We start from the raw sequence: 19,711 nt of genomic DNA on the forward strand, positions 1-19,711 counted from the left end.
AGGAGTCTTGATATGAACAAGAACGGACCTCAATCGCCTAACAATAATTCAATCGAAGAAATTACCGAGCTGCTGGTTCAATATGTACAAACCCAAGACCTCCCCGAATTTTATAAAGCGATAAAAGAACTGCATCCCTACGATCTTACGCTCATCTACCAAAAGTTTCCTGAACAGGAAACGAAGCGGTTGCTGCTGCTGTTCAAGCCAGATGTTCTCGCCGATATGGCCGAGTCGCTCAAGCTTCATGACCAGATTAAGCTGTTCGAACAGCTAGGGCCGGAACGTACGCTTGAGGTCATGCAGCAGATGGACAAGAGTGATCTGATCAAGTTCCTGCATGATTTGCCTGCCAAACGCAGGGAACACCTGTTGTCGAACATGCATCTCGACCATTCTGCCATTATCCGCTCCGTGCTGAACTATCCGCCGGAGACGGCTGGCCGGATCATGACCGACCGTTACCGCACTCTTCTGGCGCATGAGACTGCGAAGGAAGCGATAAGGGAATCCCAGGGCACTCCTCCTATACCGACTGCGAGCTATCTGTACGTTACGGATGATGAAGGCAAACTCGTTGGAGTGGTCAGTCACCGATCCCTGCTTCAGGCGGGCGACAAGACCCGGGTAGAGGAGCTGATGACCAAGCGCGTCATTTATGCGACTGTGGACATGGACCAGGAAGAAGCGGCGCAGCTGCTGCAGCGTTATGAATTTATCGCCTTACCCGTCGTTGATGAGAACCACAGACTCTGTGGGGTCATTCAGATGGATGATGTCATTGATATCATCATGCATGAAGCCAGTGAAGACTTGGCCAAGATGGGTGGCGGCGGCAAGGATATTGATTTTGATACCAAACCACTCGTGGCGGTCAAGCGCAGACTCCCCTGGCTCATCCTGTTACTATTCATCGGACTCATCTCAGGCAGCATTGTGGACTTTTTCGAGGATACGCTGAATCAGGTGGTTGCTCTCGCATTTTTCATGCCCATGATCGCCGGTATGACCGGAAATACGGGAACACAGTCCCTGGCTGTCGTCGTTCGCGGTCTCATTGGTCGCAAGCTTGACAAATCCACCGTACTGGCGTTGATTGGCCGGGAAATCAAGGTAGGTACCCTGATTGGACTCGTATGCGGAGTCATGATTACAGTCATCGCCTACTTCTGGCAGGGGGACTGGCTGCTCGGCACAATTATTGGCGTGTCACTCTTCTTTACACTCGTGATCGGTACACTGACAGGTACATGTATCCCCCTATTGTTAAGTCGCTTCAAGGTTGATCCCGCCGTTGCCTCCGGACCCTTGATCACTACGCTTAACGATATATTGTCGCTGTTTATTTACTTCGGTATCGCAACCCGGTTTTTGGATGCACTCATGTAAAAACGGCTGTGCCTGACATACGGAAAACAGACCCACTATGAAGGATAGCGGGTCTGTTTATGTCTTTCCAAATGAATGAACATTTTGCATCTAATCATAAGTGACATCCAAGCTTTAAGATATCGATTGAAATGATCTATTTTTCTATCAATCTAAGCCGATCTCTTATTTTTGTTATAGATATCGAAGGCTACGGCAAGCAGAAGCACCAGACCTTTAATTCCCTGCTGCCAGTCAATGCCCAGTCCAATGAGGGACATCCCGTTATTCAGTACCCCCATAACCAAGCCGCCGATGATCGCTCCAAACACGGTTCCAATACCTCCGGAAGCTGAAGCTCCACCGATAAAGCAGGCAGCAATTGCATCCAGTTCGAAGTTGGTACCCGCTCTTGGGGTAGCCGCATTCAGACGAGCAGCGAAGATGAGACCGGATACAGCAGCGAGCACACCCATGTTTACAAATACCCAGAACGTTACTTTTTTAGTTTTGACTCCGGATAGTCCTGCGGCCTTTTCATTTCCACCAAGTGCGTACACATGACGTCCCATTACCGTACGGTTCATGACAAAGGAGTAAACGACGATCAGCACAAACAGCAGGATCAGGATATTCGGAATTCCGGCGTAACTAGCGAGTACGAATGTGAACAGGTTCGTTACCGCAGCCACCACAATTAGTTTGAGCAGGAAAAGTCCCTGCGACACTACCGCGAATCCGTATTTCCGCTGGGAGCGGCGTTCCCGCAGTTCATTTACGATATACCAGATTGTAAGTGCAATCCCTACAAGGATCGAGATGAGACCGAAACCTGAGAATTGGATATCAGGCAGGAATCCGGAGCTTATCTTTTGGAATCCCCCCGGAAAAGGAGAGATGGACTGACCCTCCAGCACAATCATCGTCAAGCCGCGGAAGAGCAGCATGCCCGCAAGGGTTACGATAAAGGCCGGAATCCGCACATACGCGATCCAGAAGCCCTGCCAGGCCCCGATTAACGCCCCCACCAGCAAAGAAGCGATCACCGCCAGCCAGGCTGGAAGCTGCCAGTCAACCATCATAATGGCCGCCACTGCACCGACAAAGGCTGCAACAGATCCGACCGACAGATCAATATGTCCGGTAATGATGACCAGTACCATCCCGATGGCGAGCACCAGGATATAGCTGTTCTGCAGAATTAGATTCGTAATATTGATCGGCTTCAGCAAGAGTCCGCCAGTCAGCACCTCGAACAATATCATAATGACAACCAGTGCGATAATCATGCCGTATTGGCGTATATTGTTTTTGAACAGTTTAGTTAGCATTTCCATGCTTCTCGCCTCCAGACTTCGTCATATATCTCATCAACGTTTCCTGCGTCGCTTCCTCGCGGCTGACTTCACCCGTGATGCGCCCGGCATTCATGACATAAATCCGGTCACACAGGCCCAGAACCTCAGGAAGCTCGGATGAGATGACCAGCACGCCCTTGCCCTCAGCAGCAAGCCGGTGAATAATCGTATAGATCTCGAATTTCGCGCCCACATCGATTCCGCGGGTCGGTTCATCCAGAATGAGAATATCCGGTCCGGCAAATATCCATTTGCTCAGCACCACTTTCTGCTGGTTCCCCCCGCTCAGATTGCCGGTTTTCTGAAGGATGCTTGGGGCCTTGATATTCATGCTTTTCTTCATCTCTTCGGCAACCAGCACTTCTTCACGTTCATTCACAACGGCGTTTTTGGTCAGCTTGCCCAGGCCGGTCAGTGAGATATTGCGTTTGATATCATCCATAAGAATGAGCCCGTATTCCTTCCGATCCTCTGTCACGTAGGCAAAACCATTCTGAATCGCCTCCGTAACACTGTTGTTCTGAATCGGTTGACCATCCTTGATGAGCTGGCCCGATATGTTGCGTCCATAGGATTTGCCAAATATGCTCATGGCCAGCTCTGTACGTCCCGCACCCATCAGACCGGCTATGCCGACGATTTCACCACGCCGAATGTTCATGTTGACCCGGTCCAGCACTTTGCGATCAGCATGATGCTCGTGATAAACCGTCCAGTCCTTCACTTCCAAAATGACGTTACCAATATCCGCATGACGCTCGGGATAGCGGCTTGTCAGATCACGGCCCACCATACCGCTGATAATCCGGTCCTCGGTGACGTTATCCTTCCTCATGTCCAGCGTCTCGATGGTCTTGCCATCCCTCAATATCGTGACGGAATCCGATACCTTGGACACCTCGTTCAGCTTATGGGAAATCAGGATGCACGCAATTCCCTGCTTCTTGAACTCCAGCATTAATTGGAGCAGGTTCTCACTATCGTCCTCATTCAGCGCTGCGGTCGGTTCATCCAGGATGAGCAGACGAACCTTTTTGGAGAGTGCTTTTGCAATTTCAACCAGCTGCTGCTTCCCTACACCGATGTTGGATACAAGGGTGTTCGGATTTTCACTCAGGCCCACTTTGGAGAGCAACTCACGTGTGCCGACCAATGTTTCTTTCCAGTCAATGATGCCTTTGCTGGCACGCTCGTTGCCCAGGTAGATGTTCTCGGCAATGGATAGGTAAGGGATCAGTGCGAGCTCCTGATGGATAATGACGATTCCCAGATCCTCGCTCTGCTTGATGCTTTTGAACTCGCATGTTTTCCCTTGGAACAAAATATCCCCTTCGTACGTTCCATGTGGATATACACCGCTAAGCACTTTCATCAGTGTGGATTTACCTGCACCGTTCTCACCGCACAGGGAATGAATTTCACCTTCCCGGATCTTGAGATTGACGTTTTCCAGTGCTTTGACGCCAGGAAAGGTTTTGGTGATGCCCTTCATTTCCAATATGATTCCGGTCATGGGACTTGCTCCTTTCCATTATTATTTCAGTCCGATTTCTTCTTTGGTGTAATAATTGGTGCCGACAATGTCCTTCTCCACATTGGTCCGGTCCACGGAGATCGGATCCAGCAAATAGGCCGGAATTATTTTAATACCGTTGTTATATGATTTTTCGTCATTCACTTCTGCTTGTTTCCCTTGTAAAATGCTATTGGCCATCTCTACCGTCTGCTCCGCGAGCTTGCGTGTATCCTTGAATACCGTCTGTGTCTGCTCACCGGCAACAATGGATTTGATGGAGGCCAGCTCCGCGTCCTGCCCAGTAATAACAGGCAGAGGCTTACTCTCTGATCCGTATCCGACACCTTTCAGCGACGAGATGATGCCGATGCTGATTCCGTCGTACGGGGACAACACTGCATCCAGGTTATCTCCGGAGTAATAGGCACTTAGCAAGTTATCCATCCTCGACTGGGCGAGTGCTCCATCCCAGCGCAAGGTCGCAATCTGTGCCATTGTGGTTTGGTTGCTCCGTACCACAAGCTTGCCGGAATCAATATAGGGTTTCAGTACAGACATTGCACCGTCGAAGAAGAAATACGCATTGTTGTCATCGGGTGAGCCGCCAAACAGCTCGATGTTGAATGGTCCTTTGCCTTCCTTGAGGCCAAGCTTCTGCTCAATGTAGGAAGCCTGCAGCACCCCAACCTTGAAGTTGTCGAACGTCGCATAATACGTGAGATAGGGTGTATTCCGGATAAGGCGGTCGTATGATATAACTTGAATGCCCTCATCGTGAGCCTTCTTGATTACATCCGTCAGTGTATTGCCATCCACGGATGCAATGACCATCACATCCACTCCCTTGGTAATCATGTTCTCAATCTGTGAAATCTGATTTTCGACCACGTCCTCAGCGTACTGCAGATCCGTCTTATACCCTTGTTCCTGAAATAGACGGACCATGTTCTCTCCGTCGCCGACCCAGCGCTCGGACGATTTCGTTGGCATGGAGATGCCTACATATCCTTTTTCCTTGCTGCCTGTTCCGCTCTCAGCCAGATTGCAGGCCGATAACATCAAGGTCATCACCAGAAGCCAGATCATCACTGCTCCTTTTTTCATATCAAGTTCCCCTTTCCTCAAATCATGCGCATCTGGATGAATTATAAGATAACGCTTACAATGTTGAAATGAACTTCTATTGCCTTCTGTTTTTGCCTGATCCCATCGTAGCATTGTGAGGTTTGAACGGTCTTTGCAGCTTTTAAACCTTTTTTATAAAAATTTAACTTTTGTCTAATCAGGAGGAGTGCAGCATCCCTTTCTTTGAATCCCGTTCATCACTGGACAAAAAAAAGAGCTGATCCGCTTCTCCGAAAGAAGCAGAGCAACTCCGTGGTATTGGTCATACTAATGATGCTACACCCGGTCTGCGGAGGCACTCTGCCCTGTGCCCCCATCCTTCCGATACTGTGCGGGTGAAATGCCCATCACTTTCTTGAACGCCGTGCTGAAATAGTGCTGGGTATCGTAACCGACCCGTTCTGCAATGCTGTGGATAGGCAGTGCCGTTGAATCCAGCAGCTGTACTGCTTTGCGGATGCGGGCATGTGTGACCAGGGTTACGAATGTATCGTTTAACTCTTTCTTGAGCACCCGGCTGAGATATACCGAGGAGACTTGCAGACGCGAAGCGAGCGATTCCAGTGTCAATTCCCGATCCGCGTACCCTTCATGAATGATCTGCCGAGCTCTGCGCACCAGCGGAGATAAGCGGGCTTCCCCATAGATAAGCTCACGGCATAACCGGTAAGCACTCGGGACTTCCTCCAATGCACCTGTATTCTGCTCCACATGAGCATGAACAGCAATATTCAGACAGGTACTAATTTGCTGTTCAATGGTGCAATCCAGTTCTTCCGGAGCTGTCTGCCATAGACAGAAGCCAATTAATCCATTCGGGTCCCGGAAGAGGACATGGGGAAGATCTCCCAGCAGCTCACCGATAATATTTTCTACGGCAAAAAGAAACAATTGACGATCATTCTCTCGCATAAGGGACTGCCGTGCTTCGGCCGCAGGCCAGCGGACGACCCCGATCTGAACAGGCGGATCCGATGGCAGGCGCAGGAACGCAAGCTGCTCTGTCAGATCTTTTCCTTCCGCCCGTCCTTCCAGCCACTCCAGACAAAAACGCTGCCGCAGCAGCGGAATATTGCGTTCGATCTGGTCGGCAGCCTGCTTGACGTAGGCCGTACGTCTGCGTTCTTCATCCATCCGCTGTTTCAGGCGCATAAGTGCAGTGTGCAGCCGCTCTGCATCTACCGGCTTAAGAATGTAATCCTCCACGCCAAGCCGCACAGCCTCTTGGGCATAAGCGAATTCATCATGCCCGGAGATGATGAGGCAGCGGCAATCCGGACACTCGTCCTGAAGGCGACGGATCAGATCAATGCCGTTCAGAAATGGCATGTTCATATCCACTAGAATGATATCAATACCGAACTGGACAGCCAGCTCCAGTGCTTCCTCGCCGTCCTCCGCTTCACAGACAACCTCCATGCCAAGCGCTTCCCAGTCAATGGCATCCCGAATGCCTTCGCGAATAATCGGTTCATCATCTGCGATCAGCACTTGGTAACGCGGGGCCGACTGCAATGTCTGGGCTGCAGCCACTGATGCTGCTGTACTCTCCGTCTCTGGTTCTGTCCAAGCTGCTTGGATCATTGCTTCCTTCATTGACTATCCCGCCTTCCTTCAGTATCGAATTGCAACGCTTGTGGAAGTTCTTTCATCAACGGCTGAGTGATGGTCACACAAGTCCCTTCACCTTCCCGACTATTCAAACTGATCCCATATTCTTCTCCAAAAGAAAGCCGAAGGCGTGCCTGTACATTCAGCATGCCATAGCTTTTGCCGCCCTGACCGGCTTCCTGTGTTTCCATGCTTTCCAGGGGCGTACCGAGCAGTTGCGCCATCTCGTGCAGCCGCTCGCTGGACATCCCGGCGCCATCATCCTGTACCGTCAGATACAGCTTATGATCTTGTACTTTGGCTTCAATTCGAATCTTACCCGGACCTCGTCTGCCCTTAATCCCGTGATAAATGGCATTTTCCACAATAGGCTGCAGCACCAGCTTAAGCACGAACAGCTCCTTCAGCTCCTCCGGAATCACCAACTCACATTGAAGTCGGTTCCGATACCGCGTTTGCTGAATTTGCAGATAACTGGATATATGTTCCACCTCGGATTGCAAGGGAATGAAATCATTGCCTTTGCTTAGCCCGATACGAAACAGTCTAGACAGGGCACCTACCATCTCGGATACATCGTCCACACCTTTCCTCTGTGCCATCCAATGGATCGTATCCAGGGTGTTATATAAAAAATGAGGTTTAATATGCTCCTGCAGGCTTCGCATTTCAGCATCCCGTTTTTGCCGCTCCCGTAATTCATTAAGGGACATGAGCTGCCTGATCTGTGCCAGCATTCGGTTAAAACTTCTGCCCAGCATGCCGATTTCATCAGCCCGGTCGCTCCAGCGGCCGGATCTGAGATTTCCCGTTTCCGCCCTGCGCATATAAGACATTAACCGGAAAATCGGTTGAGCGATGGAACTGGAGAACCGAAGGGAAGCGCTCAGACCAAAGAGACAGACCACGAACACAAAACTGACGACGTAAAACTGAATCTGGCGGACTTCAGCTATCGATTCCCTTGCCGGGAATACCCCTACAGTTCTCCATCCTGTGAACGAGGAAGACTGGTACATGAACAACAATTCCTTCCCCTCTGCTTCAGCGTTAAATATTCCGCTATCCCCGGATGGGAACCAGGCTGATGGAATCTGCTCAACAAGTGGGTTGTCCGGCATATAGACACTTCGCCCTTCTGCATCGGTCACCATCACATATCCGGATTTCCCCAGCGTCACATCCCTGGCGGCCTGAGATACGGTACGCAGTTTCAGGTCGATCATAATGACACCGAGCACACGTCCTGATGTTTCATCCGTGATGGAACGTGCAACAGACACAATTTCACTATCCTTATACCGAACATGTGTCGTGATGTTACGCTGTCTCGGTTGACCCAGAACCGTAAAAATGCCGGCATTCCGGGATGCACCTTGGTACCATTCCTCCTGAACCAGGCTCTGATTGGTTTTCGGGTACATCTCGTTGCTAATGTAGTCTCCATTTCCATTCACGAGGACAATTCCTGCTATCTCCGGATACAATGTCGTGAATCCCTGCAAAAACTGCTTGATCCCATACAGTTGATCCTGATCTGTGGACTGGTTCGAATCGCCACTGGATACGGCTGCTCCTGTATGACCGTCAAACTCCGTTTTCCCTTCCATGAACGCACGGATATCCGGGTCAAACGCGATCAGATAGGTCATGTTTTGCAAATTCTCCATCTTGCTGTCAAGTGCTTCATTGACTTTGCCGATCAGCTGCATCGTGTGTCCCTCAACCTGTCTTTCAACAATCTTTTCCACAGTCCAGTTCACCAGCAGTCCGAGTCCCACTGAAGGAACGATCGCAAAGAGCAAAAAGAGCAGCATCAGCTGATAGCGCAGCGGCATATTACGCAAACGCAGCCTCTGCAATCCGCTCTTCATTCGGAAACGAATTTTCTTCCAGCCGAGGGGCATTCGAGAACGATGTTCTGTTTTATTTGGCATAGTAATCATCTACATTCGATCGTGTCACGACAGAGATTCCGGTATCCACCCTAACCGGCAGCGGTGCATTTTCATCGGAAGAAGACGGTGCAGGTACGGTCAGTTGGTGGTGTAAATGAAACAGGTATTGAAGGGACCAGTAGCCCATGTTCCAGGTTCCCTGTGCGATCGTTGCAGAGATTGTGCCGCTCTTGATCATGTCCAATGTAGCTTTATTGGTATCAAAGGATATGATCTGCAGTGGGTAACCTGCATCCCCATTCTGAACCGCTTCACCAACGCCAGCTGCTCCTGTCGCTTCGGTTACAAAAATACCACCGAGCTCCGGATATGTCTTCATCATTCTAAGAGCTTCATCTCTCGATTTCATTGCATCTCCGTGCCCGTCCGCGACTTCCACAACCTTCATGGAAGGGTATCGATCACGGATGGTATCGCGGAACCCTTCCGTTCGTTCCTCATGATTTTGCTGTCCCGGCATGGTCAGAACGGCGACTTCTCCCTCCCGGCCCAGAAGCTCGGCCATTTTGTCCGCAGCAGTCACCCCTGCTTGGTAATTGTCCGTGCCGAGAAAAGAATATGCCCTGCTGTCCGGGGCATCCGCATCAAACAAAACCACCGGAATACCTGCACCCAATGCTTTGTTAATCACAGGAATAAGCGATTGCGGGTCAATGGCGGAGATAGCGATGCCTGCCGGTTTCCTTGCAATCGCTTGCTCAATGATCGTCGTCTGTTCCTTCGGGTCATATCGGGTAGCTCCACGATACTCCACAGTTACTCCGAGCGCATCCCCCGCATCCTCGAAGCCTTTGAGCACACTTTTCCAATATTCCAAGCCCGACTGAAATGTGATCATGATGTATGTTTCACCAATATCTCCACGCAGTCCCTTGGCTTCCCAAGAGCCATTCGCTTCGCTTGAGTATTCATACCTGAGTACGTACAGTGCAAAAGCCGAGATAAGCAAAATGTAGACCAGCAATGTCTTTTTCAACTTCGTTTTCACATCCTTGAGATCTGTCCACTTGCGTTTCGCTTAAATTGTAAACGCAAACACGCAAAAAAGAAACCGCTTTCCTCTCCAACCAAAGTATCTTCATATTTTCGATCTCAGGTTGTGCTGCTGCAATAATGTACTATCGGTTCAACCATCCCCGCAGTATGATCATGAAACTACAACCCGGGGAGGCACTATGAAACGATGAATCTTACATCTTTTTTAATTTATTGCATTGTGGTTACCTTTACGCCAGGACCCAGCAATATAGTCATTTTATCTTCCGTCCAGCACGCGGGAGCACGCAAAACCATGCATTATGTTTGGGGAGCCACCGTGGCATTTGGGTTGCTGCTTACCGCATCGGCTTTCCTCAATCATCTCCTTGCCGGTATCTTGCCCAGTCTTCTTCATGTGATGCAGATCGTTGGCAGCCTGTATATGCTGTACCTCGCCTATCAGATCTACAAGATGGGATCTTCCGAGGAGGCACCGAAGCAAGCAACCGGCTTTGTGAGCGGTTTAATCATGCAGTTTGTGAATCCGAAGGTAATTCTGTTCACGTTCACCGTCATCCCCAGCTATGTGCTGCCCTATTATGACACCTCGCTGTCAACAGTGCTGTTTGTCTGTCTCATCACATTGATTGGATTTTTGGCCTTTACCAGCTGGGTTGTTTTTGGCTCTGTGTTCAGGCAATTTTTGCATGATCATCAAAAAGCTTTTAGTATCGTGATGGCTCTCTTTTTGGTATACTCAGCCATTATGGTATCGGGAATCATCTAGATTGGAGGTATGCATGGAGTGGAGCTATTTAATTATAAGAAGTCGTCTGATGTCCTGGCCCTTTCGGCCAGTTTTACGGATTTTACGTATAAGAAGCACTGTCACGAGGAATATGCGGTTGGTGTGACGCTGCGCGGTATCCAGCAGTACCATCTGGACGGTCATTATCAGGCTTCTCACCAGAACGGTGTTATGCTGTTTAATCGGGAGCAGTCCCATGATGGCAGTTCTTACGACAAGGCTGGCATCGACTACGTCATGTTGTATCTGAAGCCAGATGTGGTAGAAGACATTCTGGGCAAAAAGGAATTGCGCTTCTCCACTCCCATTGTCTATGATCCTCAGCTGGCACGAAGTATTCTCATGCTGAACCATGCCGTTCAGAGCGGGCAGGATGAAGCCAAATGCAGTGAACTGCTCTTCAGCCTCGTACATCTGCTGTCCCGGTCGGAAATCGATACTCCCATTCCCGGACCTGGTGACGGGCTTGTCCGAAAGGCCAAAGAAATGATGTTCAGCAGGTTTGATGATGTGCTGAAACTAGATGATCTCTGTACCGAGTTTAATATGTCCAAGTTTCAGTTTATCCGTGAATTCAAGTCACATGCCGGCATATCACCCTACCAGTTCTTCCTGAACTGCAAGGTTGAACATGCCCGGCAGGCCATAGAGAAGCATAAGGATGTCTACTCCGCGGTAGCCGAATGCGGATTCGTCGATCTTACGCATTTGAACAGACATTTTAAGCGAGTCTTCGGCGTTACCGCGTATGAATATATGCTTCAACTGAACTGAGTCATTAACCTTTTTGTTCAAGCAATATTTAAGGTGAAATGATAGCATAATATCAATATCGTATGGCTGGCGGCCCAACATATGAAATTCAGACATCCTGGAGGAACATGACATTTGAACCAGCAAGGGAAAAAGGCCTTCTCTATCCCACTGCTCCTTGCAGCATTGAGCCTTACCGTATTTGCACTGATTGCCCTGTCTATCAGTGATAACCAGATCCACCGGTTTGATGATAACCTGATTGGATGGATACAAGGAATGGAAGCGCCCGGAATGACCAAGTGGATGCAGGTGTTCACCTGGATTGGCAGCGGATTGCCTGTGATCATCATAACGATCATCTCCATGGTGGTCTTATATCTTTTCCTGGGGCACAGACGGGAACTTCTGTTTTTGGCAGCGGTTATTGCTGGCTCCGCCTTGCTAAACACCCTGTTGAAACTGGCGTTTCAGCGTGCAAGACCCACCATTCACCGCATTATCGAAGCGAGCGGATACAGCTTCCCGAGCGGACACTCGATGGCAGCATTCAGCCTATATGGCGGACTGGCGTTTCTGATCTGGAAGCACATTCCTACAGCGATAGGGCGAGTGCTGATGATCATCGTGAGTGCAGCCTTTATTTTGACCATTGGCATGAGTCGGATTTATCTGGGTGTACACTACCCCAGTGATGTTGCCGGAGGTTACTTTCTGAGCGGCAGCTGGCTGGCCATTTGCATTTGGTTTTATCAGCGTTATGTCGAGCGGCTCTCCCTGCTTCGTTCCAAACCTCTGACATAGAACATCAAAATTAAAACATATGAAAGACCCGCCACCCTCAGAGCTGAGGTTAGAGCGGGTTTTCCTGTTTTTATTCCTGAATACCATCCTGGACGAGAGTTAGCTCAACGTGAGACCGAATATCCATCAAGCCATAATCCTTGTAGAACGTTTCATTGTCCCAGTGGCGGGTACGACTTCTCACATACTCTCCAAACCCGAACGGATCCACATTTTCTCTCTGGCACTTGCGGATCAGTTGATTGATTTTAGATTCCATATGCCTTTTCATCTCTGCTTCAAGCTCCTTCATCTCCTTACCGGATAACAGAAAATCATTCCGCGAAGCTTTGATTACGGAAGCGCTGATGTGAATCTTCGAATCAAGCGCTGCTGCTGGCGTGTCTGAAACCATCTGATGCTTCACGGAGGAAGATAAAATTTTGATTAGGGCATCATTGTCTGTTGTATTAGCCGCTTGCTTCTGTGCCCCCTCAACCTCATTAATTTGTGCAAGAAACTTGCCATTCTTGGCATCCTCCGTAAGCAGCTTCAAACAAAGCCCCTCTTCATCGCTCAGCTGAAGTACAGCCTTTTCCCCTTTAAAAACCACCAGTCCATCCAGCATAATTTTATCCTGTTCGTTCAAACGAAGCCGAGGGAGATAGATATCCTGTCCTTTGCTGAAATATTGGAACAAAGCCTGATGCAGACTGAAGTGAGGCAGATTGGCAAAATTGCCGTTTTGCTCGATTAATTTCATCAGATACAGAGGATCATGAGCGGGAATGGATGCCTTAATGATATCCAGCGCCTTTCCTTCCGCTACGGCAAACTGCATGCGTCTGGACACCCGGGTATTATGAGCCAACACGCGCAGAATATCGCCTATCCCATGTTTCGCATAGTCCTCACCCAGCACCATCATTCTTAATTGGCCATACTCAATAGGCTCTTTCGCCTGCATATTCATTCTTGGCATGACATCGAAGCTGTTGCTTGAATCGATCTCCAGCAGTTCTACATCACTCTTGTCCTTCTCGGTATATTCACCGATGAGCACGCTGTTGTGAATTTTTTTATCTTGTAGATCGTATGCGGAGGTCAGGACGAGGCTGATCTCATTCACAATACTCGTATCCTGGCAGGAACTGAACAGCAGCATCCCCATTACGCACATTACGGCTAGGATGCATTTGGATCGACGTTTCATCCTCTCACTCCTCATCCAATTGATTCGTATGCTGAACCCTTCCCGGCTTGTAGCGGATGAAAGAGAGCGGCCTTAGATAGCTCGGCCTCTTATCCGTCTGTTGATAGGAAGCACGAATCAGGCTGTCTTTCAGATCCCTGAACCGCATCGGATAAAAAGGAGCCATATAAGGCGACCCCAGCGACTTTAATCGCGACAGATGGACAAGGAGGAAGCAGAGTCCGATCGCGATCCCGAATGCGCCCCAGATGGCAGCCAGTATAATGATCGGAAATCGCAGAAAACGAATGGCATTGGACATTTTATAGATCGGTGTCACAAATGAAGCCAGTGCAGACAAGGATACGATGATGATCAGTACGTTGCTCGTAAGTGCGGCCTCTACGGCAGCCTGCCCAAGAATGATCCCGCCAACAATACCCAGTGTTTGTCCGATCCGGTTCGGCAATCTGGCTCCTGCTTCACGCAAGAATTCAATCGTCGTCTCCAGAAATATAGCTTCTACAAAAGGGGGAAACGGTACATTTTGTCTGGATGAGATCAATTTTCCAAGCAACTCCTTGGGTATGACTTCATAGTGAAAGGTCATTAATGCCACATAGAGGGCTGAGGCAAACAGCGAGAAAATGACTCCAAAAATGCGAATCAGGCGAAAAAAAGATCCGAGCGCCCACGGCAGATAATAATCTTCCGGCGAGACAAAAAAATCAAACAACGTGGATGGCCCTGTAATAAAACTTGGCGAGCCTTCGCTGATGACCGCAACCTGCCCGGTGATCAGGGCATAGATGACTCTGTCCCTCCGTTCCGTCGTTGTAAACAAGGGGAACGGAGTAAATGAATTATCTGCGATCAGTTGATCCAACTGTGACGTATCCAAGACAGCATCAAAGTCGATTCCCTTCAGTCTGTCCTCCATCCGGCTGACGTTCTCGGGATGAGCAATACCATCCATATACAGGATGGCCACTTGGGATTGGGACAAGGAGCCTAGTGTCATTTCCTTGATGATCAGATTAGGTGTCCGCAGCTGTGTACGGATCAGATGCAGGTTAACCGGCAATGCCTCGACGAATCCGACCTTGGGTCCGATCACGCTAAATTCATTTTCCGTGTCGTTATCACTTCGTATCCCTTCCTTGCCTGGCATGGGAACCAGGATTGCTTCATGAGTCTGTCCGCACTGCCGAATTAGCAGGCTGCCTTGAAGAAGGGATTTGACCATTTCCTCGTCTTGATCGGTAAGGCTCGTTTCCTCTATGGGGATATGCGAGAGCACATCATGCAAATTCACTTCGTCGCTTGTAGGCATGCGTTCCTGCAAGGAGTGGATGGCTACTTCAAGGAGATGGCTGTCCACAAGCGTTTTATAGTAGCAGATTTCAAGGGCCAGTCCGGAGACGGTCATCGTACTTATGATAAAATCATCCGAGCGACGGCATGGATCGAGCGGGTCATGAGATGTACTGGACATCTGTTGGTTGTCACTGGCAGGTGAATTCATGCTTCCTCTCCTTTGGGCTGGTCCGGCATATCCTGATGTCCAGTAGAGCCCCCCAGATTCTTGCGGATCAGGGAGATGATAAACAAAAGCGGGACATATAACAAAATCAATATTTCGCCCGTTCTGGTGTATATCTCGGTGACCATATCAATATCCACAGTGTCTTTAACAACAAACAAAAGAATAGCAAAAAGGACGATGGCGAGTTTCAGTCCAAGACTAGGTTTGATTGATCTCTCCAGTTTCAAACAATGACATGCTGCCCAAAGTCCCAACGTGATGATGGACAGAACTTTTAGCAGCCAAAAAGATAACACCAGATACTCCATCCGCTGGATCAAAGGCATTTCAATAATGCTGATCAGGCTCAAGGTAGGCCACAAATGTTCCTTCATCTGTCCATGATTGAAGTACATAAAGGAATAGATAAAGAAAACCAGATACACTATAGTTGCAGTAGCCAAGGCAAGATAAGCCCATTTGAGCGATCGTCCTGGCGTCTTGATGCATGGATAAACAACCAGCAGAACGCCGCAGCCGATAAATTCATGAAGCATATCCCGCGTGGACAACCATAGGGATGTGACATCATGATCCAGCACAGGAAGAAGGTTTCGTGGATGAAGATAGGAAGAGACCAGGAATGTCTGCGGGAAGACAAATACTAGGACGAAGAGGGTGCCCCAGAGGCACATCCCGGTGACGGACTGGATGCCGCCCGACACACAGTAATAGACAAGCAGCAGAACCACGATGCCCAGCAGCCAGTTATTTTCTGTGGGAAGAATCCACAGCTGGATTATATGAATATAGGAGCGATAGGCTACAAAAGCACCCAGCAGAAAATATAAAATAAAGATCCAATTTAGGACTGAACCCGCGATCCGGCCCCAATACCTTCGATTGATGTGAACGAGAGAGGAGTGACCGGGGGATTGGCGTGACAACAGGACAAACATCATTTTAAGGATGATGGAGATCATGACAGCGGCGGCCAAAATGCTGATCCATCCATCTTTCTCCGCGCTGCGCAGCATTTTATATTGAAAATTCATCAAACCCACCCCAACCAAACTTACATAGAGCACAAAATACAGATGAATGGGTGACATGCTGTAGCGATTCCCGGAAGTGTTCACAGAGCTCTCCCCTTTTCTGAACGATCATATGAATCTGCTGAAAAAATCACATCTAGCGTTTTACCTTCACATATGCTCGGTCTCTGAGTTAAGTATGTAAAATATTCGAGATTTTATTCAAAAGCAAATACCCGCCTACTCCCATAGAGGGAACAAGCGGGTACGACATCTCTTTTTATCATCAATCCATTATAGTTCTTCGCCATTGGATTCAATGACTTTTTTGTACCAGTGGAAGCTCTTCTTCGGCGTTCTGCTAAGGTCGCCATTTCCATCATTATCCTTGTTGACATGAATGAAGCCATAACGCTTCTTCATCTCTCCGGTCGATGCGCTGACCAGGTCAATACATCCCCACATCGTGTAGGCAATGAGCTCCACTCCATCCGCGACTGCTTCTTTCATTTGCTCAATATGACCTCTCAAATAATCAATGCGATAGTCATCCTGAATGGTGCCATCTTCTTCTACCACATCGACTGCACCCAGACCGTTCTCAACGACCATCAATGGCACCTGATAGCGATCATAGAGATGATTCAGCGTGTAACGCAATCCTTTCGGATCGATCTGCCAGCCCCAGTCGGAAGCTTCCAGATACGGATTTTTGATCCCGCCCAGCAGGTTGCCTTCGGCTCTCTCCAAGGACTCGTCCGCACTTTCCACCAAGGACATATAATAGCTGAAGGAGTAGAAGTCCACGCAGCCTTCACGCAGGGTTTGCTCATCTTCTGGCTGCATTTCGATCTGAATATCCTGCTCTGCGAAGAAACGTTTGGCGAAACCAGGGTATGCCCCCCTGACTTGCACGTCCCCACAGATCATATTGGAAATCTGATCCTTCTTCTGCGCAAGCAAAATGTCGTCCGGATTACACGTGTTCGGATAGGTTGTCATAAACGCAACCATGCAGCCGATTTGGAAATCGGGGTTAATCTCATGTCCCAGCTTGACGGCCTTCGCACTCGCCACGAACTGATGATGCAGAGCCTGGAAGCGGGTTTGCGGATCGTCGATGCCGTCTGTCAATGTTTCTTTTCCTTCAAACAGAATACCCGCTGCCATATATGCGCCCATCGGCATGGTCAGACAGTTGATCTCGTTGAATGTCAGCCAATATTTCACCTGATCCTTATAGCGGTTGAAGAGGGTTGTACAATAACGGAGGTAACAATCAATCACTTCACGCGAAGCCCATCCGTTGTATTTTTGCGTCAAACCAAATGGTGTCTCATAGTGAGAGATGGTTACCAACGGTTCAATGTTATATTTCTTCAATTCGGCAAAAACTTGATCATAGAACTGCAATCCCTCTTCGTTGGGCTCCAGATCGTAACCGTTCGGATAGATCCGGGACCAGTTAATGGACATGCGGAACATTTTGAAGCCCATCTCTGCCATCATGGCAATATCTTCTTTGTAATGTCCGTAAAAGTCTACAGCCTCATGGCTCGGGTAATACGTGCCCTCTTCAAGTACTGGCGTAATCCGCCGCGGAGTTGTATGGGTTCCGCCTGTCATCATATCGGATGTGCTTGGGCCTTTGCCGCCCTGGTTCCATCCACCTTCGAATTGATTGGCAGCTGTTGCGCCGCCCCAGTAAAATCCATCTTTCATTTTCATGACAAGTCCTCCTATGAATGAGCTGCTTAACACTGTAATACCAGTGTAGCATCCATACCCTGACACCTATTGTCATGGTATAATCATGACATGGAAAATAACCGATTATTCCGAATGCTGCTCCTATTACTCGAGAAGAAGAAAGCCACCGCGCCCGAACTCGCCCGCTTGTTTGAAATCTCGGTACGAACGGTTTACCGTGACATCGACCGGCTGAGCGCAGCGGGAATTCCCGTCTACACCACCACTGGCAAGCACGGTGGCATCCATCTGATGGACAATTATGTGATGGACAAGTCCCTGCTGTCTGAAGAAGATCAGAACGAAATATTGCTTGGCCTGTACAGTATCAGTGCCATTCCACACCTGAACAGTGTTCATATGCTCAAACGGCTGACTGCCTTGTTTGATCACAAACTGGATTGGATTGAATTCGATTTCTCCCCGTGGGGCAATATCCCTGTACAGGAAAGAGAAATGTTCAACTTAGTGAAGCAGGCCATACTGACCAAACAAGGGATGACATTCAACTATATTGACTCTGACGGAGAAGCAAGTGTGGAGACCATTGCACCCGTCAAACTCATTTTCAAAAATAGTACATGGTATATCGAAGGACAGGACGAAAGCCTGCCGTATTCTACCGAGAAAAAGACATTCAAGATGAAACGGATCTCCGAGCTCCGTTTGCTGCCAAGGCTCCAAGAACATGGATCAGCCTCTTCTACAGCCGATGTGGAAAAGACACCTGTTAACGCTCCCTTATCCCTGGATCTCTTATTTTCAAGTTCCATTGCTTATCGGGCGCTTGATTTCTTCGAACCCTCCCGGATCAATAAACAGCCGGATGGTAGCCTTCGGGTGACGTTGGAAATTCATGAAGGAGAGCGGCTATATTCGTTTCTGATGTCATTTGGTGCTGAACTGACCGTTCTCGAACCTCCACATGTCAGACATGAACTGCTCCGCCGATATCAACAGGCTGTCAAACACGTGCAAGCATTCAATCCTGACGGCTTCAAGCCCGATGAATGATATAATAGAATCGCCAAGAACTTGAATTCATCAATTCATTGCAAGCGCCCATTTTGTAGAGGAGGTTTAACCATGCAAGACATCAGACGCAACAATGTGGAACGTTTCAAAGGCTTCGGTACGTTATATGACCAGAATCGCCCGGCTGCACCCGCAGAAGTCGTGGAAATTCTGAACACCTATCTCGGTACCAAACCAAGATTGGTTGCAGATGTGGGCTGCGGCACCGGATTATCCTCATGGATCTGGCTGAATGAAGCTGAACGCATTATTGGCGTAGAACCTAGCGATGACATGCGAGCAGTGGCGGAGGCTAAATGGGAGGCTGCGGGCAAACCGGATCATCTGCGATTTGTACCAGGCTTATCTCATGAACTGGGGCTGCCAGACGGCAGTGTGGATATTGTAACGTGCTCCCAATCGTTCCACTGGATGGAGCCTGAGTCCACACTGCGTGAATTCGCACGTGTGCTGCGACCAGGAGGCATATTTGCCGCCTATGATTGTGACTGGCCGCCTATCCTCGATTGGCAGCTGGAGCAGGCATATCAGCAGTTGATATACGAAGCCGATCATCAAGCCTCCAGTCTGGAAGCACAGGAAAACCAGGCTCATAAATGGAGCAAGGACGGACATCTGCAGCAAATAAGCCAATCGGGCCTGTTCCGCTATGTCCGTGAGATCGTGTTCCATCACCATGAGACGTTTGATGCAGATCGTTATGTCAATTTGGCCCTCAGCCAGGGCGGCTTGCAGACAGCGCTGAAGCTTGGAGCGGACGAACTATTAACGGCCGCGGAAGAATTCAGAGCGCTCGCAAACCGGATATTTGACGGGCAAACGAGAAAGGTCATGTTTTCTTATCGCATGCGACTGGGTATCATCTGATCATTTCATCATTCCAATTATACAGATTCAAACCGGGAAGAAAGGCAGTGA

The 19,711-nt window shown here is 49.0% G+C and carries 16 protein-coding genes; 6 read left to right on the forward strand and 10 right to left on the reverse strand.

Annotation, left to right across the window (positions count from 1 at the left end; translation table 11 throughout):
* Positions 1-12: 12 nt before the first annotated feature.
* Positions 13-1,389 carry a magnesium transporter gene (mgtE, locus tag MHB82_RS23120; RefSeq protein WP_341175957.1) on the forward strand — a complete coding sequence of 459 codons (1,377 nt, stop codon included), beginning with the start codon at positions 13-15 and terminating at the stop codon, positions 1,387-1,389.
* 152 nt (positions 1,390-1,541) lie between these two features.
* On the opposite strand, the gene mmsB is transcribed toward mgtE, so the two are convergent.
* The 6 genes from mmsB to MHB82_RS23150 form a co-directional block, all read right to left on the reverse strand.
* Complete coding sequence (gene mmsB, locus MHB82_RS23125) at positions 1,542-2,705, reverse strand: multiple monosaccharide ABC transporter permease (protein ID WP_095359718.1); 1,164 nt, start codon at positions 2,703-2,705, stop codon at positions 1,542-1,544.
* A complete protein-coding gene (gene mmsA, locus MHB82_RS23130) occupies positions 2,689-4,239 on the reverse strand; it encodes a multiple monosaccharide ABC transporter ATP-binding protein (RefSeq protein WP_095359719.1) in 1,551 nt (516 codons plus the stop codon). Before mmsA ends, mmsB begins: the two co-directional genes overlap by 17 nt.
* Before the next feature lie 21 nt (positions 4,240-4,260).
* Positions 4,261-5,346, reverse strand: coding sequence for a multiple monosaccharide ABC transporter substrate-binding protein (gene chvE / locus MHB82_RS23135; RefSeq protein ID WP_095359720.1), 1,086 nt, complete (start codon positions 5,344-5,346; stop codon positions 4,261-4,263).
* Between the two features lie 297 nt (positions 5,347-5,643).
* Positions 5,644-6,963, reverse strand: coding sequence for a response regulator transcription factor (locus MHB82_RS23140; protein ID WP_445671238.1), 1,320 nt, complete (start codon positions 6,961-6,963; stop codon positions 5,644-5,646).
* Positions 6,960-8,816 carry a cache domain-containing sensor histidine kinase gene (locus tag MHB82_RS23145; protein WP_095359849.1) on the reverse strand — a complete coding sequence of 619 codons (1,857 nt, stop codon included), beginning with the start codon at positions 8,814-8,816 and terminating at the stop codon, positions 6,960-6,962. The genes MHB82_RS23140 and MHB82_RS23145 overlap by 4 nt, the downstream gene beginning before the upstream one ends.
* Before the next feature lie 88 nt (positions 8,817-8,904).
* Positions 8,905-9,912 carry a substrate-binding domain-containing protein gene (locus MHB82_RS23150; protein WP_341175958.1) on the reverse strand — a complete coding sequence of 336 codons (1,008 nt, stop codon included), beginning with the start codon at positions 9,910-9,912 and terminating at the stop codon, positions 8,905-8,907.
* A 207-nt stretch (positions 9,913-10,119) separates the two neighbouring features.
* Between MHB82_RS23150 and MHB82_RS23155 the strand changes: the two genes are divergently transcribed.
* From MHB82_RS23155 to MHB82_RS23165, 3 genes are all read left to right on the forward strand, one after another.
* On the forward strand, positions 10,120-10,701 hold the full coding sequence (locus MHB82_RS23155; protein ID WP_341175959.1) for a LysE family translocator: 582 nt from the start codon (positions 10,120-10,122) through the stop codon (positions 10,699-10,701).
* Between the two features lie 18 nt (positions 10,702-10,719).
* Positions 10,720-11,496: an AraC family ligand binding domain-containing protein gene (locus tag MHB82_RS23160; protein ID WP_095359723.1), complete on the forward strand. Its 777-nt coding sequence runs from the start codon at positions 10,720-10,722 to the stop codon at positions 11,494-11,496.
* A gap of 114 nt (positions 11,497-11,610) precedes the next feature.
* Positions 11,611-12,279 (forward strand): phosphatase PAP2 family protein, encoded by a 669-nt coding sequence (locus MHB82_RS23165; RefSeq protein WP_445671239.1) that lies wholly within the window; start codon positions 11,611-11,613, stop codon positions 12,277-12,279.
* Between the two features lie 70 nt (positions 12,280-12,349).
* On the opposite strand, the gene MHB82_RS23170 is transcribed toward MHB82_RS23165, so the two are convergent.
* From MHB82_RS23170 to MHB82_RS23185, 4 genes are all read right to left on the reverse strand, one after another.
* The gene (locus MHB82_RS23170) at positions 12,350-13,471 is read right to left on the reverse strand and encodes a Ger(x)C family spore germination protein (protein WP_341175960.1); all 1,122 of its coding nucleotides are present in this window, start codon (positions 13,469-13,471) and stop codon (positions 12,350-12,352) included.
* A 4-nt stretch (positions 13,472-13,475) separates the two neighbouring features.
* Complete coding sequence (locus MHB82_RS23175; RefSeq protein WP_341175961.1) at positions 13,476-14,975, reverse strand: spore germination protein; 1,500 nt, start codon at positions 14,973-14,975, stop codon at positions 13,476-13,478.
* Positions 14,972-16,114 (reverse strand): GerAB/ArcD/ProY family transporter, encoded by a 1,143-nt coding sequence (locus MHB82_RS23180; protein ID WP_341175962.1) that lies wholly within the window; start codon positions 16,112-16,114, stop codon positions 14,972-14,974. Before MHB82_RS23180 ends, MHB82_RS23175 begins: the two co-directional genes overlap by 4 nt.
* Before the next feature lie 189 nt (positions 16,115-16,303).
* Entirely contained in the window at positions 16,304-17,737 is a 1,434-nt protein-coding gene (locus MHB82_RS23185; protein WP_341175963.1) for a glycoside hydrolase family 1 protein, read from the reverse strand.
* A gap of 90 nt (positions 17,738-17,827) precedes the next feature.
* Here MHB82_RS23185 and MHB82_RS23190 point away from each other — a divergent pair, with 90 nt between their 5' ends.
* Complete coding sequence (locus tag MHB82_RS23190; protein ID WP_341175964.1) at positions 17,828-18,772, forward strand: helix-turn-helix transcriptional regulator; 945 nt, start codon at positions 17,828-17,830, stop codon at positions 18,770-18,772.
* A gap of 72 nt (positions 18,773-18,844) precedes the next feature.
* The gene (locus MHB82_RS23195; protein WP_341175965.1) at positions 18,845-19,660 is read left to right on the forward strand and encodes a class I SAM-dependent methyltransferase; all 816 of its coding nucleotides are present in this window, start codon (positions 18,845-18,847) and stop codon (positions 19,658-19,660) included.
* Positions 19,661-19,711 lie beyond the last annotated feature (51 nt).

This window comes from Paenibacillus sp. FSL K6-2862, from assembly GCF_038005125.1.
GTDB lineage: Bacteria > Bacillota > Bacilli > Paenibacillales > Paenibacillaceae > Paenibacillus > Paenibacillus illinoisensis_A.

What these genes read in the sequence shown, in the direction of transcription:
- mgtE (WP_341175957.1), top strand. Translation starts at nt 13, where the DNA reads ATGAACAAGAACGGACCTCAATCGCCTAACAATAATTCAATCGAAGAA.
- MHB82_RS23175 (WP_341175961.1), bottom strand. Translation starts at nt 14,975, where the DNA reads ATGAATTCACCTGCCAGTGACAACCAACAGATGTCCAGTACATCTCAT.
- MHB82_RS23195 (WP_341175965.1), top strand. Translation starts at nt 18,845, where the DNA reads ATGCAAGACATCAGACGCAACAATGTGGAACGTTTCAAAGGCTTCGGT.
- chvE (WP_095359720.1), bottom strand. Translation starts at nt 5,346, where the DNA reads ATGAAAAAAGGAGCAGTGATGATCTGGCTTCTGGTGATGACCTTGATG.
- mmsB (WP_095359718.1), bottom strand. Translation starts at nt 2,705, where the DNA reads ATGGAAATGCTAACTAAACTGTTCAAAAACAATATACGCCAATACGGC.
- MHB82_RS23185 (WP_341175963.1), bottom strand. Translation starts at nt 17,737, where the DNA reads ATGAAAATGAAAGATGGATTTTACTGGGGCGGCGCAACAGCTGCCAAT.
- MHB82_RS23155 (WP_341175959.1), top strand. Translation starts at nt 10,120, where the DNA reads ATGAATCTTACATCTTTTTTAATTTATTGCATTGTGGTTACCTTTACG.
- MHB82_RS23170 (WP_341175960.1), bottom strand. Translation starts at nt 13,471, where the DNA reads ATGAAACGTCGATCCAAATGCATCCTAGCCGTAATGTGCGTAATGGGG.
- MHB82_RS23190 (WP_341175964.1), top strand. Translation starts at nt 17,828, where the DNA reads ATGGAAAATAACCGATTATTCCGAATGCTGCTCCTATTACTCGAGAAG.
- mmsA (WP_095359719.1), bottom strand. Translation starts at nt 4,239, where the DNA reads ATGACCGGAATCATATTGGAAATGAAGGGCATCACCAAAACCTTTCCT.
- MHB82_RS23140 (WP_445671238.1), bottom strand. Translation starts at nt 6,963, where the DNA reads ATGAAGGAAGCAATGATCCAAGCAGCTTGGACAGAACCAGAGACGGAG.
- MHB82_RS23145 (WP_095359849.1), bottom strand. Translation starts at nt 8,816, where the DNA reads ATGCCGCTGCGCTATCAGCTGATGCTGCTCTTTTTGCTCTTTGCGATC.